At 62.6% G+C, this 25,453-nt stretch carries 19 protein-coding genes and 1 CRISPR repeat array; of the genes, 9 read left to right on the forward strand and 10 right to left on the reverse strand.

The features are described 5' to 3' along the window. Window position 1: 1 nt before the first annotated feature. The 5 genes from WFP44_RS02350 to WFP44_RS02370 all read left to right on the forward strand — a co-directional run bounded on the left by WFP44_RS02350 (window position 2) and on the right by WFP44_RS02370 (window position 3,025). Window positions 2-340, forward strand: a complete 339-nt coding sequence (locus WFP44_RS02350; RefSeq protein ID WP_336924741.1) for a TraR/DksA family transcriptional regulator — start codon at window positions 2-4, stop codon at window positions 338-340. A 7-nt stretch (window positions 341-347) separates the two neighbouring features. Further along, on the forward strand, window positions 348-560 hold the full coding sequence (locus WFP44_RS02355) for a cold-shock protein (protein WP_336924742.1): 213 nt from the start codon (window positions 348-350) through the stop codon (window positions 558-560). A 175-nt stretch (window positions 561-735) separates the two neighbouring features. Next, window positions 736-1,758, forward strand: coding sequence for a class 1 fructose-bisphosphatase (locus tag WFP44_RS02360; protein WP_336924743.1), 1,023 nt, complete (start codon window positions 736-738; stop codon window positions 1,756-1,758). A 223-nt stretch (window positions 1,759-1,981) separates the two neighbouring features. Continuing rightward, on the forward strand, window positions 1,982-2,206 hold the full coding sequence (locus WFP44_RS02365; protein WP_336924744.1) for a DMT family transporter: 225 nt from the start codon (window positions 1,982-1,984) through the stop codon (window positions 2,204-2,206). 597 nt (window positions 2,207-2,803) lie between these two features. Next, window positions 2,804-3,025, forward strand: coding sequence for a hypothetical protein (locus WFP44_RS02370; RefSeq protein ID WP_336924745.1), 222 nt, complete (start codon window positions 2,804-2,806; stop codon window positions 3,023-3,025). Between the two features lie 116 nt (window positions 3,026-3,141). Next, window positions 3,142-5,951: a CRISPR direct-repeat array (repeat unit 36 nt; unit sequence GCTGCGGATTGCAGCCCTTTCTCGTTCTGCTAGAAC). A 49-nt stretch (window positions 5,952-6,000) separates the two neighbouring features. Here the strand turns inward: WFP44_RS02370 and cas2 are convergent. The 5 genes from cas2 to WFP44_RS02395 form a co-directional block, all read right to left on the reverse strand. After that, window positions 6,001-6,363 carry a CRISPR-associated endonuclease Cas2 gene (cas2, locus tag WFP44_RS02375; RefSeq protein WP_336924746.1) on the reverse strand — a complete coding sequence of 121 codons (363 nt, stop codon included), beginning with the start codon at window positions 6,361-6,363 and terminating at the stop codon, window positions 6,001-6,003. Further along, the gene (cas1, locus tag WFP44_RS02380) at window positions 6,350-7,282 is read right to left on the reverse strand and encodes a type II CRISPR-associated endonuclease Cas1 (protein ID WP_336924747.1); all 933 of its coding nucleotides are present in this window, start codon (window positions 7,280-7,282) and stop codon (window positions 6,350-6,352) included. Before cas1 ends, cas2 begins: the two co-directional genes overlap by 14 nt. After that, complete coding sequence (gene cas9 / locus WFP44_RS02385; RefSeq protein ID WP_336924748.1) at window positions 7,282-10,482, reverse strand: type II CRISPR RNA-guided endonuclease Cas9; 3,201 nt, start codon at window positions 10,480-10,482, stop codon at window positions 7,282-7,284. Before cas9 ends, cas1 begins: the two co-directional genes overlap by 1 nt. Before the next feature lie 206 nt (window positions 10,483-10,688). Beyond that, a complete protein-coding gene (locus WFP44_RS02390; RefSeq protein ID WP_336924749.1) occupies window positions 10,689-11,219 on the reverse strand; it encodes a hypothetical protein in 531 nt (176 codons plus the stop codon). Beyond that, on the reverse strand, window positions 11,204-11,575 hold the full coding sequence (locus tag WFP44_RS02395) for an efflux RND transporter periplasmic adaptor subunit (protein WP_336924750.1): 372 nt from the start codon (window positions 11,573-11,575) through the stop codon (window positions 11,204-11,206). Before WFP44_RS02395 ends, WFP44_RS02390 begins: the two co-directional genes overlap by 16 nt. Window positions 11,576-11,833: 258 nt before the next feature. Between WFP44_RS02395 and WFP44_RS02400 the strand changes: the two genes are divergently transcribed. From WFP44_RS02400 to WFP44_RS02410, 3 genes are read left to right on the forward strand one after another with little or no spacing between them, the layout of a single operon-like run. Beyond that, window positions 11,834-14,026: a TonB-dependent receptor gene (locus tag WFP44_RS02400; RefSeq protein WP_336924751.1), complete on the forward strand. Its 2,193-nt coding sequence runs from the start codon at window positions 11,834-11,836 to the stop codon at window positions 14,024-14,026. 22 nt (window positions 14,027-14,048) lie between these two features. Continuing rightward, on the forward strand, window positions 14,049-15,557 hold the full coding sequence (locus WFP44_RS02405; RefSeq protein ID WP_336924753.1) for a hypothetical protein: 1,509 nt from the start codon (window positions 14,049-14,051) through the stop codon (window positions 15,555-15,557). Beyond that, window positions 15,554-16,339: a hypothetical protein gene (locus tag WFP44_RS02410; protein WP_336924754.1), complete on the forward strand. Its 786-nt coding sequence runs from the start codon at window positions 15,554-15,556 to the stop codon at window positions 16,337-16,339. Before WFP44_RS02405 ends, WFP44_RS02410 begins: the two co-directional genes overlap by 4 nt. 307 nt (window positions 16,340-16,646) lie before the next feature. On the opposite strand, the gene WFP44_RS02415 is transcribed toward WFP44_RS02410, so the two are convergent. The 3 genes from WFP44_RS02415 to WFP44_RS02425 form a co-directional block, all read right to left on the reverse strand. Continuing rightward, a complete protein-coding gene (locus tag WFP44_RS02415) occupies window positions 16,647-18,500 on the reverse strand; it encodes a methyl-accepting chemotaxis protein (RefSeq protein ID WP_336924756.1) in 1,854 nt (617 codons plus the stop codon). Window positions 18,501-18,584: 84 nt separating this feature from the next. After that, complete coding sequence (locus tag WFP44_RS02420; RefSeq protein WP_336924757.1) at window positions 18,585-20,366, reverse strand: TonB-dependent receptor domain-containing protein; 1,782 nt, start codon at window positions 20,364-20,366, stop codon at window positions 18,585-18,587. Window positions 20,367-20,426: 60 nt separating this feature from the next. Further along, window positions 20,427-21,128: a TonB-dependent receptor plug domain-containing protein gene (locus WFP44_RS02425; RefSeq protein WP_336924758.1), complete on the reverse strand. Its 702-nt coding sequence runs from the start codon at window positions 21,126-21,128 to the stop codon at window positions 20,427-20,429. A gap of 260 nt (window positions 21,129-21,388) precedes the next feature. Between WFP44_RS02425 and WFP44_RS02430 the strand changes: the two genes are divergently transcribed. Then, complete coding sequence (locus tag WFP44_RS02430; RefSeq protein ID WP_336924759.1) at window positions 21,389-22,495, forward strand: DUF2332 domain-containing protein; 1,107 nt, start codon at window positions 21,389-21,391, stop codon at window positions 22,493-22,495. 16 nt (window positions 22,496-22,511) lie between these two features. Here WFP44_RS02430 and gcvPB read toward each other — a convergent pair whose 3' ends face one another. Further along, window positions 22,512-24,092 carry an aminomethyl-transferring glycine dehydrogenase subunit GcvPB gene (gene gcvPB, locus WFP44_RS02435; protein ID WP_336924760.1) on the reverse strand — a complete coding sequence of 527 codons (1,581 nt, stop codon included), beginning with the start codon at window positions 24,090-24,092 and terminating at the stop codon, window positions 22,512-22,514. Next, entirely contained in the window at window positions 24,089-25,450 is a 1,362-nt protein-coding gene (gene gcvPA, locus WFP44_RS02440) for an aminomethyl-transferring glycine dehydrogenase subunit GcvPA (RefSeq protein WP_336924761.1), read from the reverse strand. The genes gcvPB and gcvPA overlap by 4 nt, the downstream gene beginning before the upstream one ends. Between the last annotated feature and the right edge of the window lie 3 nt (window positions 25,451-25,453).

Consider the following 25,453-nt stretch of genomic DNA (forward strand, 5'->3'; position numbering starts at 1 on the left):
CATGGCGCTCGATCTTGAGGCCATACGTGCAAAGCTCCTCGCCCGGCGCGAGGAGCTGCTGGCGGAAGATCGCATATCTTCTGGAGGCCGCGCGCCGGTGACGCTGGATCAAGACAGTGTGGGCAGGCTCTCTCGCATCGATGCCATGCAGCTTCAAGAAATGGCTTTGGCACAGGCACGCAGGCGCAAATCCGAACGCGGCGCCATCGATACCGCCCTCCAGCGCATCGAGGATGGCGAATACGGCTACTGCCTCAAATGCGGCGAGGACATTGCTCCGGCTCGCCTCGAGAACAGTCCATCGGTCACAACTTGCATCGCATGTGCAAATGAAGGTTGAGAGCGCAATGACGACAGGTACCGTCAAATTTGTTGGCCCTGATGGCGGGTGGGGGTTCATCTCACGCGACGACAAGCAGCCCAAGGTGTTCGTGCACATCTCCGAGGTGCAAGCTGCTGGGCGCGATGGGATCGTTAAAGGCCAACGTTGGGCCTTTGATCTGGTGACTGGTCCAGATGGCCGTATGTCGGCCACTAATTTGAATCCAATTATCGAATAATTCCGCCCAAGGGGATCGACAAACGGAGGCTGATCCCATTTGATATTGCGCGATAAAGAACTGTGCGAACTGCGCAGCGTCAGCAGTAATTCCGCTGTTCAACGGTTGATGCATCCGCACTGAAAATAGGCCGCCACGCTGGCCACGAGCAGTGCTTCACTGCTATGCAAATCACATGAGAAGAAAGACGCTAACCCAGTTCCTGATCGAGCAGCAAAGGTCTGAACAGATTATCGGGCCGGAACTTAGACTACTGGTAGAGCTTGTTGCCCGCGCCTGCAAAAGCATCGGCCATGTCATCAGCAAGGGTGAGCTGGGCGATGTTCTGGGAAGCCTTGAGACCGAGAATATCCAAGGTGAAGTTCAGAAGAAGCTCGACGTTATCGCCAATGAGATGTTCGTTGAGGCGAATGAATGGGGGGGGCACCTCGCTGCACTTGCTTCCGAAGAAATGGAAGCGATCCACCCTGTTCCGAACCGCTATCCGAAGGGCGAGTATTTATTGCTCTTTGATCCCATAGACGGATCAAGCAACGTTGATGTTGATCTATCGGTCGGCACGATTTTTTCGGTGCTAAGGGCACCTGATGACGCGTCGGGGCGTGAGATCGGCGAAAGGGATTTTCTTCAGCCGGGCAATCAGCAGGTAGCGGCCGGCTACGCCATTTATGGGCCTCAAACCCTGCTTGTGCTTACACTCGGTCAAGGTGTGTTCGGGTTTACGCTGGATCGCGAGATGGGTTCGTGGATCATGACCCATCCCAATATGCGGGTGCCAAAACAGACGAATGAATTCGCCATAAACGCCTCAAACGAGCGTCATTGGAACGAACCCGTGCGCCGATACATCGACGATTGCCTTAGGGGCGAGACCGGGCCGCGCGGAATAGACTTCAACATGCGTTGGACCGCGTCGATGGTTGCCGACGTTCACCGGATTCTCGTGCGTGGCGGTGTTTTCCTCTATCCGGCCGACACCCGCCATACCGCAAGCGGCGGCAAGCTTCGCCTGCTATATGAGGCCAATCCTATGGCCATGCTTATCGAACAAGCCGGAGGCTCGGCTACGACGGGTACAGCGCGCATTCTCGATGTGGAACCGACCAAACTCCATCAGCGAATTGGCGTGATCCTCGGTTCAGCCGATGAGGTCGCCCGCATAGCGGCTTACCACTCGCTCAACGATGCGCACCGATAAAGCCATTCATGACTTTCGGCCGTGATTCCTTAACCGACCGAAAAGCTCAAGCGGGAGGTTCGCCATGTCTCGATCAACGGAAAGATGCCGTATGCTCTCATCACGAGGATGATGATGTATCTCTAGGCCTCCGCAATGGGATCGGTTTCAAAACTGCGGTTTTCGGCAAGCGAACGCATTATAGCCGCCACTCACGGCCCAAGGAGGGTACGGCATTGCCGCAATGGCGGGCTACAACGTGTGCTTTTGGCTGCTAGCTTTCGCCATGACCCGGATCCCGATGGGAGTGGCATATGCGGTGTGGTCAGGTCTGGCCATCGTCGCCATCGCTGCCATTGGTTGGATCGTGTTCCGGCAGAACCTGACGCTGGCGCAAACCGGGTTCATGGCGCTGATCCTGATCGGCGCGATCGGGCTCAACCTGACAACAGTCCGCTTAGTTGATTGAGGGTGGTGGCTGCGGCGCGTCTCACGACGCGGATTGACCTTGGTGGCCGGTAAACCCGCCAATCCGCTCCCCACCCATCAGCGGCCATCCGCCGCGACTAAGCGCCATGCGAGACGCGGCCGGGCGTCTATCGCGACGATTGAGCTGGAAGTAGGACATCCGCAAGCAAGCCTATTCCGGTCATCGCTCTAGAAACCTTGAGTCAATGAAAGTGTCGGAACCGTGCCGAGATGCCAGCATAGAATAATAGAATCAGACGTGCCCCGATGACAAGAATGAGGGTGCAAGGGCGCCACTTCACCGGGTGATCAGGTGCAGCAAGCGCCTTCAAAAAGGTCCTCGTCTCTTGGCTGTGGATACAACTCAGTTGGGGGTACCGTTGGGGGTATTAACAGAAGGGTAAGGATAAAAATATCACAAGATCAGTAGTTTACATTGACTGTACCAGTCCCTCCTCCGCTACCATCCATATCCTTCCCTAAATTGTGAACTTCTGGAATCTCCAGCACTACCAAACCGCGGGGCAAGTGCCTTTTGCCCGTATCGCTGCCACCGCGAAACCGGTAACGGCCCGCGATGGCATTGTTTGGATCACGGGTGGCGGACTGGTTCTGGTCGCGGCCCTATTTGCTTCTTACCTTCACGGCGCTGTTCTGGGCAGGCAATTCGATTGTCGGGCGCGCGGTGCGCGATATCCTGCCGCCGGCCGCGTTCGCTTTCTGGCGGTGGGCATTTGCACTGTTTATCTGTTCTTCAATCGCGGCGTTGAGCTGCTGGGATCAGCAGCGGCGGGCCTTTATCTCAACATCATGCCCGTGATCCACCAGCACGGTGCGACCCTAAAAAGGGGGACCCAAATCGCTGCATGGGACGTTCCCGGGGCGGTTTTCTCGTTCTGCTAGAACCGCGCGCCGCGCGTCGCTGCGCGGAAGCCAGCTGCGGATTGCAGCCCTTTCTCGTTCTGCTAGAACAAGCCGCCGCCTGTGGCGCTGGCGTGTCAAGCTGCGGATTGCAGCCCTTTCTCGTTCTGCTAGAACCCAGCACATCGGCCACCGAAGGTTGTGTCTGCTGCGGATTGCAGCCCTTTCTCGTTCTGCTAGAACGGCCAAGGCACCATGCAGGAAATCGCTTGCGCTGCGGATTGCAGCCCTTTCTCGTTCTGCTAGAACTGCCGGTGCGGGTGTGATGATGGCCTCATGGCTGCGGATTGCAGCCCTTTCTCGTTCTGCTAGAACGGGCGCACTCCGAACGGCAACGGCCTTTTGGCTGCGGATTGCAGCCCTTTCTCGTTCTGCTAGAACCAAGGTGCCTTGGTCGTCCGGACATTACCGGCTGCGGATTGCAGCCCTTTCTCGTTCTGCTAGAACAGGCTGAGGCGAGCGCGCATGTCGTGTGTGCTGCGGATTGCAGCCCTTTCTCGTTCTGCTAGAACCGAGGCGGCGGATTTCGAGATTGTGGGTGTGCTGCGGATTGCAGCCCTTTCTCGTTCTGCTAGAACCTTGCTATGCGTCAGGGGGCTAACGCCCCCGCTGCGGATTGCAGCCCTTTCTCGTTCTGCTAGAACTGTGGCGCGTCCGAAGGTTCTCCTCTCGGCGCTGCGGATTGCAGCCCTTTCTCGTTCTGCTAGAACTTGCACCGGCGACATGCTGCGCGTGCGCCAGCTGCGGATTGCAGCCCTTTCTCGTTCTGCTAGAACCAGAAAAAGTGAACCCGCTCTCGCACGGCCGCTGCGGATTGCAGCCCTTTCTCGTTCTGCTAGAACTCCTGTAGCTTGCTCATATGTCAGCTTTTTGCTGCGGATTGCAGCCCTTTCTCGTTCTGCTAGAACTTATGGCGACAAGTCGAGCAACTGGGGCACGCTGCGGATTGCAGCCCTTTCTCGTTCTGCTAGAACTTCCTGCCCAGCTTCAAGATCACCATTTCGGCTGCGGATTGCAGCCCTTTCTCGTTCTGCTAGAACCAATTTCAACGGTTGAAATAGCCCCGCCATGCTGCGGATTGCAGCCCTTTCTCGTTCTGCTAGAACCCTCGTAGAGCGCCTGGCGCAGCCGCTCGCGCTGCGGATTGCAGCCCTTTCTCGTTCTGCTAGAACCCTTCGCGCCGAACGCACGGTTAGCTGGATGCTGCGGATTGCAGCCCTTTCTCGTTCTGCTAGAACGGAATGTCCTGAACTGGTGCGACGCTTGTCGCTGCGGATTGCAGCCCTTTCTCGTTCTGCTAGAACAATTTCTGCCCACTTGTGATCTGGCATTTCGCTGCGGATTGCAGCCCTTTCTCGTTCTGCTAGAACGCGGCAATGGCCTGCCACCAAGCCCGCGCAGCTGCGGATTGCAGCCCTTTCTCGTTCTGCTAGAACCCGCGAGGTTCAGATCGTCCACTTCGCCGCGCTGCGGATTGCAGCCCTTTCTCGTTCTGCTAGAACAGGGAACGTCACGGCCATTCACCGTCCGGTGCTGCGGATTGCAGCCCTTTCTCGTTCTGCTAGAACCGCCGCTGTCTTTCCGCCTTCGCCCGCCGTGCTGCGGATTGCAGCCCTTTCTCGTTCTGCTAGAACACCCAAGCGCGCACCCCGTCAACCTTTGCCGCTGCGGATTGCAGCCCTTTCTCGTTCTGCTAGAACGCGTCCGGGGATCGATGTTGGCGCGCAGGCGCTGCGGATTGCAGCCCTTTCTCGTTCTGCTAGAACCGGCGCAGATCATGCAGGATTACCACGTTATGCTGCGGATTGCAGCCCTTTCTCGTTCTGCTAGAACACTGACTTCCTCGGGAGTGCGCGCCTTTACGCTGCGGATTGCAGCCCTTTCTCGTTCTGCTAGAACGCCGTTCGAGATTGTAGAGCTTCTCCGCGTGCTGCGGATTGCAGCCCTTTCTCGTTCTGCTAGAACGCGAGGCATATTGGACAGCGCCAGGCCGTCGCTGCGGATTGCAGCCCTTTCTCGTTCTGCTAGAACTGACTGTCTGCGCTTCCTCCACCCAAGCAAGCTGCGGATTGCAGCCCTTTCTCGTTCTGCTAGAACCGAGGAGTGGCTTTCGGAGTGCATGGACACGCTGCGGATTGCAGCCCTTTCTCGTTCTGCTAGAACGGAAGAGGCTCACACGGCTTCCAAGAAGTCGCTGCGGATTGCAGCCCTTTCTCGTTCTGCTAGAACAATATCGCGCCGATGGTCGCAAGGCTGGAGGCTGCGGATTGCAGCCCTTTCTCGTTCTGCTAGAACGTAAGCGTTGCTGATCCGCCGCGCTGTATCGCTGCGGATTGCAGCCCTTTCTCGTTCTGCTAGAACGCCATGGCGCCGTCACTGTCGGCATCGCTGGGCTGCGGATTGCAGCCCTTTCTCGTTCTGCTAGAACGAAGCACAGGCGGTTGGCGCAAGCACGTCTGCTGCGGATTGCAGCCCTTTCTCGTTCTGCTAGAACGCTTGTCCCTTCTGTGCGCACCGTCACATTGCTGCGGATTGCAGCCCTTTCTCGTTCTGCTAGAACCGATAGTCTGCACATTATACAGGTATCCGGGGCTGCGGATTGCAGCCCTTTCTCGTTCTGCTAGAACCCCGCGCGAGCAGATGCGCGCCCTGTTGATGCTGCGGATTGCAGCCCTTTCTCGTTCTGCTAGAACCCATGGCGCCGTCACTGTCGGCATCGTTGGGCTGCGGATTGCAGCCCTTTCTCGTTCTGCTAGAACCACCCGGTTAAGAGTGGCCCTTCGAGTTTCGCTGCGGATTGCAGCCCTTTCTCGTTCTGCTAGAACAGCCCTCGCGTAACCATATGGAATCGCGAGGGCTTTTCGTATATCGCCCTCAAAAAAGTTGAAGTTGGGCCGGGGCCGGAGTGGTGTTTTCGCGTTTTTTGCCCACGAAGACCCGGATCCGGCTGAATTGACTGTCGGTCATCGTCAGGAATCGGACTTCTCCTTTTTCGGGCACCCGGGCACCCATGCGAGCCGTATGCAATTCGGCATTGTCGATTGATGCGCAATGGCGAATGTAGACGGAAAACTGCATCATGGTGAAGCCATCTTCCAGCAGATCCTTGCGGAAGCGGGCATAGGCGCGCCGGGCGGCCTTTGTGTCCACCGGCAGATCGAACATGGCAATAACCCACATACTCCGCCACCCCCAGGGCTGGACCGGCTGGCGCGGCGACGGTTCAGGCCGTGCCATCGGCAGGAAGGCCAAGGTCGAGCGGCAGGCTTTCCGGCACGATCAGGGCCGCGCGGTCGTTTTGCGTCAGTGCCTTGGCCAGGCTGGCGGCGGACTGCCCGATCCCCAGCAGGACCGGCCATTGCCTGCCGCCCACAAGCACCGTTTCGTTGAAGATGGAAAGCAGGGCCGCTCGCGTCGCGCGGTCGGCAAGGCTCGGCTCGTCATCCCCGCCAGATACGATCCCGTGCACTTTCCAGTCCACGATCGGGCGCCAGGGTTCGAGCAGATCATCGGCAAGGCAGAAGGGGTTGGAGCGGTTGCGATGCCACACGCCCAGGGATGGAATAAGACCCGATGCCACCAGGGCGCGTGCACAGGCAGCGCGTATCACGGCATAGCCATAGTTGAGCAGTGCGTTGATGCCTTCCGCCTCGCGATCGCGGCGGAAATCGCGCCCAAACAGCTTTGGCCAATAACGTTGCGCGCCTTGGGCCTCGAGATTTTCGGGATCACCTGATCGAACCCGGTCAGCCATGGCAGCCAGGCCCCAGTCCTCACCCTGGGTAAGGGTCAGCAGGCGCCCCTGCTGACGCAGCTTGGCGGCAACCAGTGCCTGCCACAGACGCTTGGACAAGGGGGCGCTTGCCTGCGCCTGCGCCCGGTGCCGTTCGGTCAGAACATGGTGCCCTTCCATCGGTAGCATCATGCCTGCGGGCAGGTGATCGCGGCCAGTCACCATGATTGTGGCCCCTGCCGCGAGGCATTCGATGAAAACGGCCTGAGTATAACTGGCACGGGCATCGTCCACCACGAGAACGCCGAGATCCTCGATCGGCACGCTGGCTCTGGGCTGTTCGGGCCGATCGATCACCAGTTGGCGATGGGCGACCGACAAGCGCGTGCCGGGGGTTGCGATCTCGATCGTCTTCTTCAGCATCAATCCCGCGCCGGACGGATACGGCCGATGGGATCGACCGAGACCTTACGACCACCCGATTTCAGGATGGATGATGCCGTTGGCCGGAAGACGGACGCGCCTGTGGTGTCTTCGGCGCGCCAGAGCACGATCGGGCCGGCTGACCATACGCCCTGGACGATCCACAGGCCGGCCAGCTTTCCTTCCGGGAAAAACAGCGTGTCGCCTTGGGCCAGCGTCATGACCAGCTCTGAACCTTGCCCAGGCCTTGAATAGACCGGCTGCTTGCGCCGGAGCCTGTCAGCCGCTTCGAACAGGCTGACGATCTCGGTTTCGATCTGCCCGTCAGGTTTGCGGAAGATGGCCATATGATGGTTGTTGCCAAGATCGGCATAGCCGCTTTTCAGCTTCGCCATCAGTCTGGCCTGCTGTTTAAACCTGATGCGGACCTTGCGGATGGGTGCGCCGCCATCGGAAACGGTGGGGTAGCCGTCCACGAAAGCCTTTTTGGGATCGCCGCCATGGGCCTCCACCCACGCGCGAACCCGTTCGCGGACATGGGCATCGGGCCAGGCATCGTCATCTGCCAGTAGCGCCTTGGACAGTGCCTCCACCGGCTTGCGTGTCACGAACCAGCGGTAGGCAATGCCGCCGCTGCCTTGAGCCGGGCCGACATCGCCGCAGGTGGTGTCCTTGTGCAGCGGCCCCGATACCTTGCGGCGCACCCGGTGGGAGACGACGATCTGTTCCACCTTGCTTGCGGCCTGGGCGCGCACATCGGGGAAGGGCGGCTCGAGGGCCGGTTCTATCTGAGGCGTTGCCGCATCTCTGGCCTGGAACCAGCGGGAAAGTCGCTGTGTGTAGCCGGGATGGGCGAGCGCCACGACCAACGCGTCGATGGCATGATGGCGATGATCCGCACGGGTCTTTTCGCCGGAATCGGACAGAATGTGGTTCAAGTCCCAGTTGTGGCGCAGCCGGGAAGTGACCCTGCCCGACAGGGTGGCGACGCGAACCTCGCTTGCCTGTCCCAGATCGGGGAACAGCATCTGCAGGAAGCTGACTGCCTGCCGGGCGGCATAGCCGGTGTCGGTCAGCTGCCGGGCGGCGAAATCCTGCGGCACCGGTTCGAGGAATCGGCGCGCCTTGCGCCAGCCGGGGCCATAGCGAAGGTCGAAGTTCCGCACCCGCGAGACCACCTGTTCGAGCGCAGCGGGATCGCCCTCGTAGAGCTCGAGCGGGGTGCGGTTCGACTTTTTCGCATTCACATCGCGGCGGCACAGCGTCTTGTTGGCGAAGCTGTCGTCAAGCGAGAGCCAGCGCGGCCAGATGTGTTCCACATCGAACAGGGGTGCGGTGCCGAACAGGTCGGCAAAGCCGATCATGTCGCCGGTGTAGGGGCAGATGTGGCGGCATTCCTTCCACAGCAGCCATTTCTCGATCTGATCGCGCGAAGGTTCGGCGATATCTTTGGATCGAAGGTCGTCCACCGCCTCCTTGCGGACTTTTTCGCGGGCCTGATTGCGCTTCTGGTCTTCGGCCCGCTGCCGGGCCGACCGGCCAACCTCGCGTGCGACTTCCACCCGAATGCGATCGGGCCGTCCGTAAGCCGCGATCAGGTTGTTGACGACCTTGCGCAGCTCGTTCTGCACACGCAGGACGGTGGGGTTGCGGACGGATTTCTGGCGGTCGATCTCCTCTTTCGAACCGTGAGGCCGTCTCTTCGGGTCTCCGGGTGTTGGCAGTCGATCAAACCAACTGCCGGTGGGCTGTGCACGATTGGGGAAGGTCGCCTGTCGCCAGCCTTCCTCATCCGGGCTGGCCAGCAAGGCGCCAAACAACGCGCCCTCCTGGAGGCGCGGCAAGAACTTCCACAAGGCGGATTCGGAAAAGGGTTCCCAGCCTGGCGCAAAGCTGAGGGCGGCGAGGGCATCTGCCTGAGCGTCGGAGAGGGAGAAATCCGCCTTGAGGTCATCGCGCGCCCGCGCCCGTTCCAGGCGGCGCTCCGCCTCGCGGCGGATCACGATGCGGCTGCCGACCTGGCCATAGTCCGCGGCATGGAGGCGGGCATGGATTTCCCTGCGCAGGCGATCACGCAGGGCCGGATCGTCCTTCCAGCGTTCTCCCAAGATGGCGGCGAGCCGGTTTTCCAGGCGGTTGGCAACCAGGCCCTTTTCGCCGCCGCGCTCAAGGTTGAAGGTCGGCTTTTCGGGCAGGTCGTGCTTGCGCCAGTAGAGCTTGAGGTGTCGGCGGATGCCGTTCCAGGTGGCGCTGTCCTGCCTGCGCAGGAGATCGAGGACGGCAGCGCGCTCGTCGTCGTCCAGTGGGCGGCCATTGCCTGTTTCGATGCGCAGGTTGTTGACCTTTTCCAGCATGCGCTTTTCCTGGGCGATCCACGATGCCGAGGCGGCGGGTTCGCCTTCGGGGATGAACCGGCACTGGCCTAGCGTGGCCCTGCGCCAGAAGACCGGACGTTGATCGAAGACCGTCTGTTCCAGGGCAGCCATGAAATCGGGATTGCGCAAGGCAGCGTGGTGTTCTGCCTGGGCGGCGATGATTGCGCGAAATTCGGCAGCGACATCCTCGCGGGCGAAATGGTGACCGCGTCGCCGTTCGCTGCGCTCCGGGATCTGCGCGAGGAAAGCGCCGAGTAACTTGCCCGACTGCTTGAGGGCATTTCGATCCTTTTCCCGTTGCGAGGCGGCCTTCTGCTCCTCGGGATCGGTATCGGCTACACTTTCTGTCGCTTCGGGATCGACATCTTGAAGATCGCGGCCCCTAAAATGCCGACGCTTGGCAAGCTGGTAGAGCGCGCGACCCAGTTCGTGCGGAGACAAGGCTTCATTAAGGGCGCGTGATCGAAGCTCCCATGGATCTTGCGTCATGGCGGCAGCCCAGGACGAATCCCTGGCCTTGCTGAAGGGGGGCAGCAGGCCCATTTCACTTAGGAGTTGGTTGAGTGCCTGCCGTCGGTGCCGCCGCCGCCGAAGCTGGCGCCGGGCCATGCGCCGCTTGCGCCGTTCCTGGTTCAGGGGGATATTCTTGGGGTCGCGTGCCTCGGGAAAGACACGAACGCCGAGGTGCAGGATCTCGCCAGTCGCGGCCCCTGCGTCCAACCTGACCACGGCAGATCCGATTGAGGTGGTTCCGATGTCGAAGCCGAAAACGAGCTCTGAGGCCATGTGCTTGAACTCCTCAATCAAGAATGCTACCAAGGACATCTAGCAGAACGAGAAGGGGCTGCTTTTCGCAAGCAAAAGTCTCTTCGTGTGGGCTCGGCAACCCAAAGACAGTGCCGATTTCATGCGGCGCCTCCAAAAGAGGCGCCGCATTGTTTTTGTGTCAAATGCGCGAATTGAGACCAGCTTACTATGTGTCTGACCTTCCGTTCGTGGAAAAGGTTGCGGCATCATGCCTTCTTGCTATCTCACTGGTCAAGACGCGGCCAAGAATAGTTCAATTCAGCGAACAGCCGCGCTCTTCGTCCCATGTGACGACGCCAGCCGGACGGAATTCGAGCAGGGTCAGCATCTCGGTATGCTGCCGCTCGTCCAGTTGAGCGATGCCGTCCGAAATCCGCCCATCGGATGGGTGCCACCGTCTCCCAGGTCGAGCGAAGAAAGCCAGATCGCCGATGCGGTATTGTCGAATTGGGAAATGTTGTTGCGGCCCCGTTGGATTCCCGTAGATCTTCCGCCAGGCGGCTGACCTTCAGCACGCCATCGGTGGGCAGATTGCTGCTGCCATCGGTAATCGCGGCATAGATATCGGCAATGCCGGACAGCTTGCCCGGCATGACGCCAATGACGCCTACGGGTGCCAGCGCCTGTTCCTGTTCGACATAAGCGGACCTGCGAATCTGCGGCGAGACGGCGGTGACGCCGCGCTGCGCCGCGATAATCGGCACAATGGGCTGCCAGATGGCGATCTGGTCGCGGCGGCTCAGATCCTTTTGCAACACCACTTGCGCGCCTGGGCAAGCGGTGCCTCCTGCGCCTGCACCGATGCCTCGGCCTCGGCAATCGCGGCGGTTTCGGGGGCATCGTCGATCCGCGCCAGCACCTGCCCGGCGGCGACGCGGCCCCCCACATCAAATGGCAGGGCAACCAGCTCGCCGCCAAGCGCGGGGCGGATATCCACCTGCAAACGCGGGCGGATGCGCCCGTTCACCGCCAGCAGGCGCGGGGCGGGCGCGGCTTGCATGACGAAGGTGGCGACTTCCTTGTCCCGCGGGGCCAGAAACCCGTAGGCAGCCACGGCAAGGACTGCCAAGGCCAGCACGGCGAGCAAGATCTGCTTGGATATCGTCTTCATCAGGCCGCCGCCTGCCACAGATTGCCAATCGGCAAACCATGGCAATTCGGGCCGGAAAACGGGGTGGTGGGGAGCCTTGGTTTGGCCCAATCAATGCAAGGCCTTGCAATACAAAAATAGCATTATAATTCAATATCAAGGAGGCAATCGGAGCCGGATTCTGGCGGAAAGAGTGTGAAAGCCCTTGCATGAAGGTCTTTCGTCGTTAGGGTCGCAAGTCGATTGATCGGCATACAAGGTCAAGATCTGGGGGACGGCATGACATATCGTAAGTTTGGTTCCTGCGCTCTGGCGGCATTGCTGTGCGGTGCATCTGTTCCGGCGATGGCGCAGGCGGTTGCGTCGGCATCGACCGATGCCGGGCTCGACGCCATCATCGTTACCGCCGAACGGCGCGAGCAGAACCTGCAGGACGTGCCGATTTCGGCCACTGTCCTGAGCGGGGAACAGCTGGCGCAGCGCGGCGTGGTCAATCTCAACGATGTGCAGCAGGTTGCCCCGTCCATCGCCATCAATACCTTCAACCGCTCGACCTTCATCAATATCCGCGGCGTCGGGATTGCGCAGTCGGCTCCCACCTCCAACCCGGGGGTCGCCTATTACATCGACGGGCAGCTGATCCCGCACGAGCAGTTCATCGGCCACAGCTTCTATGACATCGGCACGATCGAAGTGCTGCGCGGGCCGCAGGGCACGCTGACCGGGCAGAATTCCACCGGGGGTGCGATCTATGTCCGCACGCCCGCTCCGCAATTCAACACGATGGCGGCCAGCGGGGATTTCACCGTCGGCAATTACGACCGCTACCGCGCGGTGCTGACCGCCAATCTGGGGGGTGAGAACATCGCTTTCCGCGCCGCCTATGTGCATGACGAGCGCGACAGTTTCACAAAGAACATCGCCGCAAACGCGCAGAGCCAGCCGGGCAACATGAATCTGGATGCCGTGCGCGGCAATCTGCTCCTGCGCACCGCCGATGACACCGCGACTATTAATCTGCGCGGCGAATATTTCGATATGCGCAGCGACAACAATGCGGTGAAGCGGCGTGGCGATACCGTGAGCACCGATCCGTTCGAGATTCAGGAAGATGCGGTCTCGTTCCTGAATCAGGCGGGCTATCGCCTGTCGGCCGAGGTCAATTTCGAAGTTTCCAGCAGCGTTGCCGCGCGTGCGCTGGTATCATTCCAGGATGGCTACACCAAGGACCAGACCGATGGCGACCGCACCGCCACGGCGGTTGGCGTTCCGGCCAATCTGCCCACCAACAGCACCAACACCCGCCTGTATCCGGGCCGCGTGAGCCTGGGCAACACGGTTTTCGAGACCTTCATTGCCGAATTCAACCTGCTCTCCACCGGCGAAAGCCCGCTGCAATGGGTTGTGGGCGCCTTCATGCTGGAAGAGGATGTTCCCGTCACGTTGCTGCGCGACAACCGCAACACGCGCGATTTTGTGTCCTCCAGCAGCGACATCATCACCGAGGCGACCAACACGTCCTATTCGCTGTTCGGTCAGGTCAACTACTTCCTGAACGAGCAGGTCGAAGTGCTGGTGGGCGGTCGCTACAGCTGGGACAAGCAGGTCTACACGCGCTTTGCGGTTCCCGGCCCGCCGATCCCCTTGCCGTTCACCAGCGCGGCGACATCCGAACAATTGACCGGCAAGATCGGTCTCAATTACCATTTCGACAATAACGGGATGCTCTACGCTTCGGTCTCGCGCGGCTACAAGGCCGGCGGCGTCAACCTGACGCCCAACACGCCCGATTTCCTGCCCGAACAGAACACCGTTTACGAGGCTGGCTTCAAGACCGAGATCCTTGACCGCCACCTGCGTCTGAACGGCGCGGTGTTCCTGTCCAATTATCAGGACATCCAGCTTTCCAGCCTTGTCGGCGGACTGCCCGTGACGCAGAACGCGCTTGCCGGCGAGGCGGTCGGTGGCGAGCTTGAGGCGCTTGCCCAGTTCGGCGGCTTCCAGGCCAATCTGGGGATTGGCTATCTGGACGCCCAATTCTCCAATTCGGCCTGTATTTCGGACACCAATGCCCCCGGCACCGATGCGGGCTGCCCCACCAATCTGCGCTTCGTTGCGGAAGGTGCAACGCTGCCGTTTTCGCCCAAATGGACGATCAATGCCGGGATGCAATACACTTTCGCGCTGGGGGATGTGGACATCACGCCGCGCGTCCAGTGGTCGCATCTGTCCAGCCAGCTCGCCACGCCGTTCCCGTCGGTGAACACCATCGTGCCGGGCCGCGACCTGTTCGATGCGCGCGTCACCTTCGATCTGGGGGATCGCTACAAGCTGGAAGCCTTTGCCAACAATCTGTTCGACGAAACCTATATTGCCTCGCAGATCCAGAACAGCTCCAGCGCCGATGGCGGCATCATCTATGGCGCGCCGCGCACCTTTGGCCTGCGTCTGAAGGTCGATATCGGGGGCTGAGTTGACGCGACCCGAACGCAGAGTGCCCCGATCCGGTCTGGCGCCGCTGCTGCTGGCGGCGGGGGCGCTGTGCGGGGCGCTGGCGGTTTCGGCCTCTGCCGGAGCGGAGGCGGCGGACGAACGCTGGTGGGGGCCGGGGGAGCAGCGCGTCTGGCCCGAAGTGCTCGATTACGCGAATGCGGGCGGCGTGCTGCGCACCCTGCTGACGGATGGGCCGGTGCAAACGGCGGGCCATCCCTTTTTTGAGCCGCTGGGCACCAATGGCCGCGCCTGCATTTCCTGCCACCAGCCTGCCGACGCGATGAGCCTGTCGGTGGAAACCGTGCAGGAACGCTGGCGCGTAACCGGCGGGCGCGATCCGATATTCGCGGCCATCGACGGGTCGAATTGCCCCACTCTGCCGCAGGGGGAGGCTGCATCGCATTCGATGTTGCTGAACCACGGCGTGTTCCGCATAGAACGGCCCTGGCCAGTGACCCATTTCAACGGCCAGCCGGTTACTCCCGATTTCGAGATCGAGGTGGTGCGCGATCCGCATGGCTGCAACAGCGGCGCGGAATACGGGCCGCATAACGGGCGCATTTCGGTCTATCGCCGGCCGCGCCCCGTGGCGAACATGAAGTATCTGATTGCCGCGGGTTTCGCCTATGATCCTAAGCAGGGGCTGACGCTGCCGCGCGATCCGGATGATGGCAGCTATCTGGCGGGCAACCTGATGTCGGATAACCGCACGGTCAATCTGCGGCTGCAGATGGAAGATGCCGCGCGCAGCCATATGCAATTGATGGGCGAGCTTTCGCCCGATGCCATTGCCCGCATCCGCGATTTCGAACTGCGCCTGTTCACCGCGCAACAAGCCGGGCCGGGCGCTGTGCAGCTCGACAGCCTGGGCGCTTTGGGCGGGCCGGGCACGCTGCGTGACAGCCAGCCCGGCGCGCTGGGTTCGATCGGCGTGCCTGTGTTCAGCGAATTCACCGCGTGGGAGACAATCGCGCCCGAGGAGGCCGCACGGCTTTCGCCGCAGGAACTGGAATGGCGCCGCTCGGTCGCGCGCGGGGCGCGGCTGTTTCGCGAACGCACTTTCCTGATCAGCGACAGCGCGGGAATCAATTCGCCCATCGGCTTCGGCAACCCGGTGCGCAACACCTGTGTGTTCTGCCACAACATGACGCGCATGGGGAACGATGTCGCACCGGGGCAGGTCGACCTTGGCACCACCACGCTGCCCTTTGCCGATCCCATGCCCGATTTTCCGCTGTTCCGCATCACCTGCAAGGGGGCGCCGCATCCGCATTATGGCCGGGTTATCCTGACGCATGACCCCGGCTTTGCGCTGACCACGGGGCGCTGCGCCGATGTGGGCAAGATCACGCTGCAATCGCTGCGGGGCCTTTCCGCCCGTGCGCCCTATTTTGCCAACGGATCGGCGCGCACCCTGCGCGATGTGATCGACTATTACGACCGCCGCTACAATATCGGCTATACCGAACAGGAAAGGCAGGATCTCATCAACCTGATGGGTGCCTTGTGAGGGCGCTGCGCAATCCCGCCCTCGTGCTTGCGCTGGCAGGCCTGCCGCTGGCAGCGGCGCAGGCAAGCGAAGCGGGCGATGCGGTTCGCTTTATCGCCTGCCCGGTTTACCGTGACACCGATGCGGGGCTGAAATCGGGCTGCTGGCTCGCCACCGATCCCGCCACGGGCGTGCGCTGGGATGTCACCATGTCACCGCACAAACCCGATTGGAACCACGCCGTTCTGGTGGAAGGCACGGTGGCGGGCGACGAGGGAAGCTTGTGCGGCGCGCCCTCGCTCGATCCGGTGCGCACTTCGGTGCTCGATATGCCTTGCGTGCGCCATATGCTGCCCGCCGAAGGCTATCCGGGGCGCCGTTTCGAATTGCCCCCGCGCAACATCAACCCGCGTGCGGTGGCCCCGGTGGTGAGCGAGGACGAGCGGCGGGATCGCACCTTCACGCTGTTCTTCGCCTTCGATCAGGACTTCGTGGTTTACCAGTACAGCGATTACCTGCTGGATCAGGCCGCGCACTGGATCCGCGCGGCCGAACCGCGGCGGCTGGTGGTCACCGGCTTTGCGGCATCCGCGCCGGAGGACGTATCGGGCACCCTTATTGCCGAGCGCGCCGAGCTTGCGCAGTTGCGGGCCGACAAGATCGCCCTGTCGCTCAGCCGCCTGTTCCCCGGAATGCCCATCGAAACCCACGCGGTGGCCGGCGCAGGCGTGACCGACCATCCCGATGCGGACGGCATTCCCGGCCAGTCGCAAAGACGCGTGGAGATCATCGCGCAGTTCTGACGCCGCGCCGCGCCGCGCCTCTTTCCTACACGCCCGGCCCGGCGGCATGAGCATTGCGGCTCTTTCTCCTCGTCCGCCTTTTTGCCGCTATTCCGCTGCTGTTGGAAATTTCCTTGCGCGGCAGGATAAGATGATTTTCTTTTTTCTCCCTACGCGCCAACCGCAATTTGGCGAAATTGCATAATAATACCAGATAGGTATGCCTTGTTGCGAAGTGGACGCAGAGTCCAGCGTGTCAAGCCCGGCGCAAAATGCGGCGGGGCAGGGGGCGGCTGGCATCTGCCATCTGCCGCCACGCCGCCGTGCATCAGAACTCCGACCAGTCATCCTCCACCGCCAGATTGCCGACCAACTTGGGCACGGGCGCAGGCTTGGCCGCCTTGCGGGGCGGCGGGGGGCTTTGCGGCACGGGGCTGACCGCCGCAACACGCAAGGGTGCCGGGAAGCTCTGCGGCGTGCTCGCCTGGCTGATCTTGAAGCTGGAGAAGGCGGATGCGAGCTGCCCTGCCTCCTGCGACAGGTTGCGCGTGGCGGCGTGCGTCTGTTCCACCATCGCGGCGTTCTGCTGCGTCATCTGGTCAACTCCGCCGATGGCCTGGTTGATCTGGCGCAGCGCCACGCTCTGTTCGCTGGCGGTCTCGGCAATCGAGGAGATCGAGGTGGTCACCGCCCCCACGCGGGAGATGATCGTTTCCAGCGCCGCGCCGGTATCATGCACCAGCGCCACGCCCGCCTGCACATGGCTGGTCACCGCCTCGACACGCTGCTTGATTGCGTTGGCGGCTTCGGTGGCGCGCAGGGCCAGCGCACGCACTTCGGATGCGACCACGGCAAAGCCTTTGCCCGCTTCCCCGGCGCGGGCCGCTTCGACCCCTGCGTTCAGGGCAAGGAGGTTGGTCTGGAAGGCGATCCCGTCGATCAGCGAGGTAATGTCCGAAATCTCGGCGCTGGCGCGGGCGACATTGTCCATCGCCTCGATCGCCTTGCCCACGATCTCGCCGCCGTTCTCGGCCTCGCCGCGCGCCTCGACCATCGAGTCGCTGACATCGGAGGCGATCTTGGCATAGTCCTCTATCTGGGAGGTGAGTTCGCCCATCGTCGCGGAGGAGCTTTGCAGGCTGGCGGCCTGCTGCTCGCTGCGGACAGAAAGGTCGGTGGTGGCCTGCTGGATCTCGCTGGAGGTGAGGTTGATCGTCTGGATGCTGTTCTGGACAAGGCCCATCGCCTCGCACAGGCGTTCCAGCGCTTCGTTGAAATCGTCGGCCAGGCCCTTGAAGGCAGGCGGCAGGTCGGTGAGGCGCACGGTCAGATCGGACTGGGCAACCGCGTGGAGATTGGCCCCGATGCGGGCCATCGCCTGCTCGCGCTCGGCCACTTCGCGTTCGCGCTGCTGCGCGGCATCGCGGAACACGAGCACCGCCTGCGCCATCGCGCCCAGCTCGTCATGCCGATCCGTGCCGGGAACGGCAATGTCGTGCCGCCCAGCGGCCAGCTCCGACATGGTGCGGGTCAGGTCGGTGATCGGTGTGGCGATCGAGCGCGACAGCTTGCGCGACAGGAACAGCGCCATGCCGAGCAGCATCGCGCCGCCCACCGCCAGCGCAATCCAGGCGAACCGCTTGGCATTCATCAGGCGCTGTGTCTCGGCCTCGATCGCGGCGGTCTGCGCGTCGCGCACTTCGCGCAAGGGCAGCACCGCATCGCTGACCAGCACCGCGGTGCCCGCGCGGCGAATGGCTTCCTGCGCGGCATCGCGCTGACCGGCGCGCACCACGGCGATATAGCGATCGCCCCAGTTCTCGCGCCATTTTAGCGTCTCGGCCCGCGATGTGCGCACCAGTTCCTGCAAGGCGGGATCGGTCAGTCGCTCTTCCAGCGCGGCCGATGTCTGGTCGTAATCGTCGCGTCCCTCGTAATAGGATTTGAGGTAGCTGTCGTCGCCCGTCACCAGATATCCGCGCATCTGGCTGTTCTGGCGCAGCAGCGCGGTTTCCAGCGTCAGCACATCGGCAAGGATCGCCTGGCTCTCGGAATTGCGCGCCGTGACGCTGGCAATCATGGCAAGGCTGATGCCGAACACGACCATCATCAACGCTGCCGTGACATTGAGGGCAACGAAGGAGAGGCCAAGGCGGCGCGGAATGTTCAGGCGGTCGAACACGGCAGCAGGTTTCCTTGATCAAGCAGGGAAGGGGCCGGCCCGCCGGGAGACGCGGCGGGCCGGCAGGGGGTCAGGAGCGGTGCATCAGAAGTCGTAACGCAGCGAAGCGGACACGGTGCGTCCGTTCATCGCCTGCGCATTGATGATGCCCGACGGCGGAATGGCGCTGGATGCCAGTTGCACGATCGCCAGCTTGTCGAACACGTTGAAGGCATTCACCCCCAGCGTCAGGCGTTCGGCAGGCCGGAATTGGACAAACGGACTGACCAGCACATATCCGGGCTGCTTCAGGATATTGCTGTCCTGTGCAAAGCTGCTGGTGGTCCCGTTGATCACGGTGCCCAGCGTGAAATTGCCCAGATTGACTTCCGGCCGGGCCTGGAAGGAAAGCGTAGGGATATGGCGCGGCCGGTTGCCGTTGAGTGCCGGGTTCGCAACATCATTGCTGATGCGCGCCTGCGTCCAGGTGGCGCCCAGCGTCAGCGCGAAGGGGCCGCGCCGAACTTCGCCTTCGAACTCGATGCCCTTGGCATTGTATGTGCGATCCACCGGGATCACGATCACCTGTCCGTTGGCATCCGCGCCGATCTGGAAGTTGCGCTCACCCGACGAAGCCCAGAAGCCGGTCACATAGGCGGTGAGGCCGTTCTGGCGGAACTTCACGCCGCCTTCCGCCTGCTTGACCAGGCTGAACGCGGTCGAAGGATCGGTCAGCGCGCCGGTTGCAGGGTTGAGCGAGCCTGCACCCAGAATACGCTCGGCATTGGCGCGGCCGCCACGGCTGTAGCGGACAAAGGCGGAGAACGGCTCGGCAAAGCGGTAATTGATGCCGCCCGAATAGGAGAGGTAGTCGTAATTGTAGTCAACCAGGGCAGGCTGGCCCAGCGGCAGGATGGCGATCTTGGTTTCCGCCACCGACACGGTGCCATCGCGGTTCAGGTCGAACGCGGTTTGACCCACACGCCCGCCGCCATAGCTGGCCGCCAGAACATTGCCCGTCACATTGCCGCGGTCCCAGCGGATGCTGGCGCCAACTGCCAGACGGCCGATCTGGTAATTGACCGAGCCATAGGGGGCGACGATGTCATACTGCAGGTCGTAGCGGTCGTGATAGGTCGGCAGCGCAACCGCAAAGCCGAAGCCATAGGCGTGCATACCCGCATCGGTAAGCGGCGTGCCTTCGGCATCGAACAAATTGACCGGCGCGTTACGCCCAGCACCTACCAGATCATTGATCGAATTGGCAAAATTCCAGTACATATCGACCGACTGCGCGGCGTTATAGACGCCCGCCGTGGTCGTCAGGCGGCCTTCGCCCACATCCCACACGCGGCTGGCGCGCAAGTCGTTGGTGACGTTATCGAGCGAACTGAGCGTGGCGTTGATGCGGATCGAATAGGCGAGCAGGCGGGCATCATTGATCGCCTGTCCGGCATTGGGGCCACCGGCATATCGCAGCGTCGCGCCGGGGCCGCCGAACAGGCCGGCAATCGCGGGCGCGGGCGCGGTTACCATCGGGATGCTCTCGTTATACTCGCCGCTGATGTCGGCATAACGGAACCGGTTGGTGACGGTAAAGCCGGCGACATCGAACTGCGCCTCCAGCCCGACCGAACGGGTAATGCCGCGCAGGCCGTTGCGGGCATCGAAGGTGGTCGGGTTGTTGTTCTGGTCAACGCCCAGATACCGCACCGTCAGCGCGGATTCATAGGCATCGTTCTGCAACGAATTGCCCGGCAGATCGCCGATCACCGGCGCATCATTGGTGCCCGAAATGGTGATCGGGAACAGCGAGTAATTGGGCTGCCGGTCATCCATGTACTTGGCATAGAGGCGGACATAGCCGCTATCGAATTCGCGCGTCACATTGGCCCTGAACTGGCCGCCGCGAAAAGCGTTGAAGCCGATATTGCGCGGGCCTTCGCCCTACCGGTAGAAGCCGCCGACATGGAAACGCCAGCCTTCGCCCAGCGGACTGCCATAGGCGAAATCGACGCGCTTGAGATCGTGGCCGACGCCGCTCGACACCTGCAACAGGCCGCCCTCGACTTCGCCTGTGCGCGAAATGAAATTGACCACGCCGCCGGGGGAATTGGACGCAAAGGTCGATGCCGAACCGCCGCGGATCGCCTGCACCTGCGACAAGGTGAGATCGGCGCGCAGGAACTGGTCGACCGAGGCAAAGTGCAGATCGCCGAATTCCAGCACGGGCAGGCCGTCCTCCTGCAATTGCAGGAACTTGGATCCATCAGCCGACAGCGGCAGGCCGCGCACGGTGATGGCGGAGAAGCCGTCCACATCCGAGGTTTCGGCGCGGATGCCGGGGATATTCTGCATGATGCCCGCGATCGAGCTGACCGACAGCTTGGGCAGATCGGCTTCGTCGATAACACTGGCGGAAATTGCTGTGTCGAGCAGGTCGCGGCCACGGGCGACCCCGGTGCTGAATGCCTTGGCAGCCGGTGCGTCAGGGGTGCTGTGAGCGGCGCTGTGAGCGGCGCTGTGAGTGGCAGGGGCGGCAGCCTGTTCTTCGGCTGAGGTGGCATCGCTGGCCGTCTCGGCGGCATAGGCGACCTGGTGGGTGGTGGTGGCAAGCAGGGTAGCGATTAACACTGAGAATTTACGCATGGTGGACCCTCATTTTTCCCTTGATTGGGCTTGAGTTCGAGGGGCGCTCTAGGATCGGGGCAATAAAACACCCCCTTTGCGCGCAGTCCGTATGAATGCGGAGGAGCGGTTGCGCTGGCGTTTCCACATTCGGGTTCCTCCGGAATTACCCCTAGGCCGCGCCAGCGGAGCGTTGACCTTGCGCGGATATTGCTCGGCAAACGGCGGCCCGCGCGGGGCTGTCACAGCCCGATCATCTGACAGAAGAAACGTCCGCTCTCATGTTTATGTCGTCCCTTGCCGTGCCGATTGCGGACCATGTCGCCAAGCCGGGAAGGGCCGAGCAGCAATTGCTGATCGAGGCGGAAAAGGCGCGTTCCTTTGGCAAGCTGATGGTGGCATCCGTGTTTGAAAGCGCCGCGCGCGTTCTGCCCGATGCGCCGCTTATGCGTGACAGGATGGATGAATGGCCGGGCGACATGGCGGGTGCAGGGGTCATCTTCCGGCTCAATGCAGGGCTGCACGCCTTGGCCCGATCGGGCCGCGATCCCGCATTGCAGCGCATTTACCGCGCGGCGGCTCATGGCGATTTGCCCGCAGCCCAAATGCTCGATCTGGCATTGCGCGATGCGCTGAACAACCGGGCGCAGGATCTGCTGGAATGGATGGCCGGGCCGACCCAGACCAACGAGGTCGCCCGCGTGGCGGGCCTTGCGGGCGTCCTGATGGAACTCAATGCCCGCGCGGCCATGCCGGTGGAACTGCTGGAACTGGGAGCGAGCGCCGGGCTCAACCTCAACCTATCCCGCTATCACTGCCAGATGGGCGCGGCGCATTGCGGGCCGGACGCGAGCCCTGTGCAGATTGCCCCGCGCTGGATCGGGCGTGCGGTTCCGCAGGTGCCCTTCGCCATCGCGCGGTCAATCGGGGTCGACCCCAACCCCCTGGATATCGGCAATGCGCAGGATTGCGAGCGGCTGCACGCCTATATCTGGCCGGGCGAAAAAGAACGCAGTGCGCGGCTGGCGGCGGCGCTGGAACTGGCGCGGCGCCTGCCGCCGCGCGTCGATCGGGGGACGGCGAGTGAATGGCTCCCCCGGCAGCTCGCGCGTGTGCAGCCTCCGCAGATGCGCCGCGTGGTGTTTCATTCAATGGTCGTGCAATATATGTCCACACAGGAACGGGAGATGGTGGATGCCGCGCTGTCCGAAGCGGGCCAGCGCGCCGCGCCCGATCGACCGCTTGTGCGGGTCGGCCTCGAATGGACGACCGATCGCACGCAAGTCGAACTCCATGTGACGCAGTGGACCGGCGGCGATCCCGAAAGCCGGGTTGTCGCGCGGTGCCACCCTTATGGCGAATGGTTCGACTGGGCGGGCCTCGGCTGATTGCCAGCGCTGCCGGTCAGGGAGCCTGCGTCCCCGGATGCACCAGCACGGGCTTTCGCGCAGCCTGCGTTTCGTCAAGGCGGGTGCGCGGCGCAAAATGCGGGGCGTTGCAGAGCGACGGGTCGCCCGCTTTGGCGCGCAAGGCCACCGATCGCAGCGCGGCGATGAACTGGTCGAGCGCGGCTTTGCTCTCGGTCTCGGTCGGTTCCACCAGCATGGCGCCGTGCACCACCAGCGGGAAATAGACAGTCATCGGGTGGAAGCCTTCGTCGATCAGCGCCTTGGCTATGTCGAGCGTGGAGACGCCGGGCGCCAGACCCGCATCGCTGAACAGCGCCTCGTGCATACAGGGGCCACTGCCGGCAAAAGGTGCGTCGAGCACATCCTCCAGACTGCGCAGGACATAATTGGCATTGAGAACGGCATCGCCTGATGCCGCGAACAGCCCGTCTGCCCCGTGGCTGAGAATATAGGTCAGCGCACGGGTGAACATACCCATCTGCCCGTGAAACGCGCTCATCCGGCCAAGCGATTGCGGCAGGTGATCGGCGGCGCTTTCCTCCTCCACCAGCATCAGCGAGCCATCGGCGCGGCGGGTGACGCAGGGCAGCGGGGCAAAGGGGGCGAGCGCTTCGGACAGCACCACCGGCCCAGAACCCGGCCCGCCGCCGCCGTGGGGGGTGGAGAAGGTCTTGTGCAGATTGATATGCATTGCATCGACGCCCAGATCGCCGGGCCGCACGCGGCCGACGATGGCGTTGAAATTGGCCCCGTCGCAATAAACGAAGCCGCCCGCTGCATGGACCGCATCGGCAATGGCGTGCAGATCGCGTTCATACAGGCCGCAGGTATTGGGATTGGTGATCATCACGCCCGCCACATCCGGCCCCAGACGGGCCTGCAATGCAGCCAGATCGATCCGGCCATCGGCTGCGGCGGGAATTGATTCGACGCGGTATCCGGCGAAGGCGGCGGTGGCGGGGTTGGTGCCATGGGCGCTTTCGGGCACCAGCATCACTTCGCGCAGGTCTCCGCGCGCCTCCAGCGCGGCGCGGATGCACAGCACGCCGCACAATTCGCCATGCGCGCCCGCCTTGGGCGACAGCGCCACGCCGTGCATCCCGGTGAGTGCAATGAGCCACGCGCTCAATTCCTCCATCACTGCCAGCGCGCCCTGAATTGTGCTTTCGGGCTGGAGCGGGTGAATATCGGCAAAGCCGGGCAGGCGGGCGATCTTCTCGTTCAGGCGCGGATTGTGCTTCATGGTGCACGAACCAAGCGGAAACAGGCCCAGATCAATCCCGTAATTCTGGCGGCTGAGGCGCGTGTAATGGCGCACCGTTTCGGGTTCCGACAGGCCGGGCAGGCCAATCGCGGAGCGCCTCTCCAGCCCGCCCAGACGGACAGGCGCATTGGCGGCAGGCTGGGGCAAATCGACGCCGCAGGTATCGCCGCTGCCAATGTCGAAGATTAGCGCCTCTTCCAGTTGCAGGCCGCGATTGCCGGTGAAGGTGGCAGGTTCTTCGCCCGAAGCGGCGTTGGGATCGGCATCGGCATCGGGAAACCGGGGACGCCAGCCGGCGGGGTTGAGGTTCATGGCCAAAGCTCCTTCAGGCCCGCGACAAGGGCGTCGATATCATCTTCGCTGGCGGTCTCGGTCACCGTCACCAGCAGCGCATGGGCAAGCTGTTGCTGATCGGGGTAGAGCCGCCCCAGCGACACGCCCGCCAGTATGCCGCGATGGGCCAGCTGGCGCACCGCCAGCCGTGCATCGCCGGGCAGCAGCACGGTAAACTCGTTGAAAAAGGCGCTGTTCAGTACCTCCACACCCGGCAGCGCGGCGAGCCTATCGGCGGCAAGGCAGGCCATGCGGTGATTTTCGGCCGCCAAAGCACGCAGGCCTTTCTCGCCCAGCAGTGTAAGGTGGATGGAGAAGGCCAGCGCGCATAGCCCCGAATTGGTGCAGATATTGCTGGTCGCCTTCTCGCGCCGGATATGCTGTTCGCGCGCCGACAGCGTCAGCACGAAGCTGCGGCGTCCCCTCGTATCCACCGTTTCGCCGCATAAACGGCCGGGCATCTGGCGCACATGGCGCGCATCACGGATGGCGAACAGGCCCAGATACGGCCCGCCAAATTGCAGGCCGGTGCCCAGCGCCTGCCCTTCGCCCACCACGATATCCGCGCCCATTTCGCCGGGGCTGGTGAGTGCGCCCAGCGCCACCGGCTCTGTCACCACCGCGATCAGCAGCGCGCCTGCCGCATGCACCGTTTCTGCCAGCGCGGCCATGTCCGACACGCGGCCGAGGATATCGGGATATTGCACCACGACGCAGGATGTTTCGGGCGTGATCTGCGCGGCCAGATCGGCAAAATCTGTCTCCGCTGTCAAAACCGGGGGCTGATGCGCGATGCCATCGCCCGTAAAGCGCGCCATGGATTGCACCAGCGCGGCGTAATGCGGATGCAGGCCGGATGACAGGATCGCCCCCTTGCGCCGTGTGATCCGCCCCGCCATCTGGATCGCTTCCCAACACGCGGTGGAGCCATCATACAGCGAGGCATTCGCCACCGCGCAGCCGAACAGACGCGCCACCTGAGTCTGGAATTCGAACAGCATTTGCAACGTGCCCTGCGCGATTTCGGGCTGATAGGGGGTGTAGGACGTCAGGAACTCCCCCCGCTGGATCAGGTGATCGACGCTGGCCGGGATATGGTGGCGATAGGCACCTGCACCAAGGAAGAACGGACCCGCACCCGCGGCGCGGTTCTGCCCCGCCAGCCGGGCCATGTGCCGTTCCACCTCCATCTCGCTCTGGTGCAGCGGCAGACCTGCGATCGGTGCGTGCTGCAGGTGATCGGGATGCACATCGGCAAACAGCGCGGCGATGGATGGCGCGCCCACCGCGTCCAGCATCGCACCCCGGTCGACATCAGTCAGCGGCAGGTAACGCATCGC

Origin of the sequence: Alteraurantiacibacter palmitatis (genome assembly GCF_037154115.1) — a bacterium.
In the GTDB taxonomy this organism is placed as follows: Bacteria; Pseudomonadota; Alphaproteobacteria; order Sphingomonadales; family Sphingomonadaceae; genus Alteraurantiacibacter; species Alteraurantiacibacter palmitatis.

Bases quoted from the DNA above. Each gene is read 5' to 3' on its own strand.
- gcvPA (WP_336924761.1), bottom strand. From the start codon at position 25,450: ATGCGTTACCTGCCGCTGACTGATGTCGACCGGGGTGCGATGCTGGAC.
- cas1 (WP_336924747.1), bottom strand. From the start codon at position 7,282: ATGCTGAAGAAGACGATCGAGATCGCAACCCCCGGCACGCGCTTGTCG.
- WFP44_RS02350 (WP_336924741.1), top strand. From the start codon at position 2: ATGGCGCTCGATCTTGAGGCCATACGTGCAAAGCTCCTCGCCCGGCGC.
- gcvPB (WP_336924760.1), bottom strand. From the start codon at position 24,092: ATGAACCTCAACCCCGCCGGCTGGCGTCCCCGGTTTCCCGATGCCGAT.
- WFP44_RS02365 (WP_336924744.1), top strand. From the start codon at position 1,982: ATGGCGGGCTACAACGTGTGCTTTTGGCTGCTAGCTTTCGCCATGACC.
- WFP44_RS02395 (WP_336924750.1), bottom strand. From the start codon at position 11,575: ATGAAGACGATATCCAAGCAGATCTTGCTCGCCGTGCTGGCCTTGGCA.
- cas9 (WP_336924748.1), bottom strand. From the start codon at position 10,482: ATGTCCTTGGTAGCATTCTTGATTGAGGAGTTCAAGCACATGGCCTCA.
- WFP44_RS02400 (WP_336924751.1), top strand. From the start codon at position 11,834: ATGACATATCGTAAGTTTGGTTCCTGCGCTCTGGCGGCATTGCTGTGC.
- WFP44_RS02355 (WP_336924742.1), top strand. From the start codon at position 348: ATGACGACAGGTACCGTCAAATTTGTTGGCCCTGATGGCGGGTGGGGG.
- WFP44_RS02425 (WP_336924758.1), bottom strand. From the start codon at position 21,128: ATGCGTAAATTCTCAGTGTTAATCGCTACCCTGCTTGCCACCACCACC.
- WFP44_RS02430 (WP_336924759.1), top strand. From the start codon at position 21,389: ATGTTTATGTCGTCCCTTGCCGTGCCGATTGCGGACCATGTCGCCAAG.
- WFP44_RS02360 (WP_336924743.1), top strand. From the start codon at position 736: ATGAGAAGAAAGACGCTAACCCAGTTCCTGATCGAGCAGCAAAGGTCT.
- cas2 (WP_336924746.1), bottom strand. From the start codon at position 6,363: ATGGCACGGCCTGAACCGTCGCCGCGCCAGCCGGTCCAGCCCTGGGGG.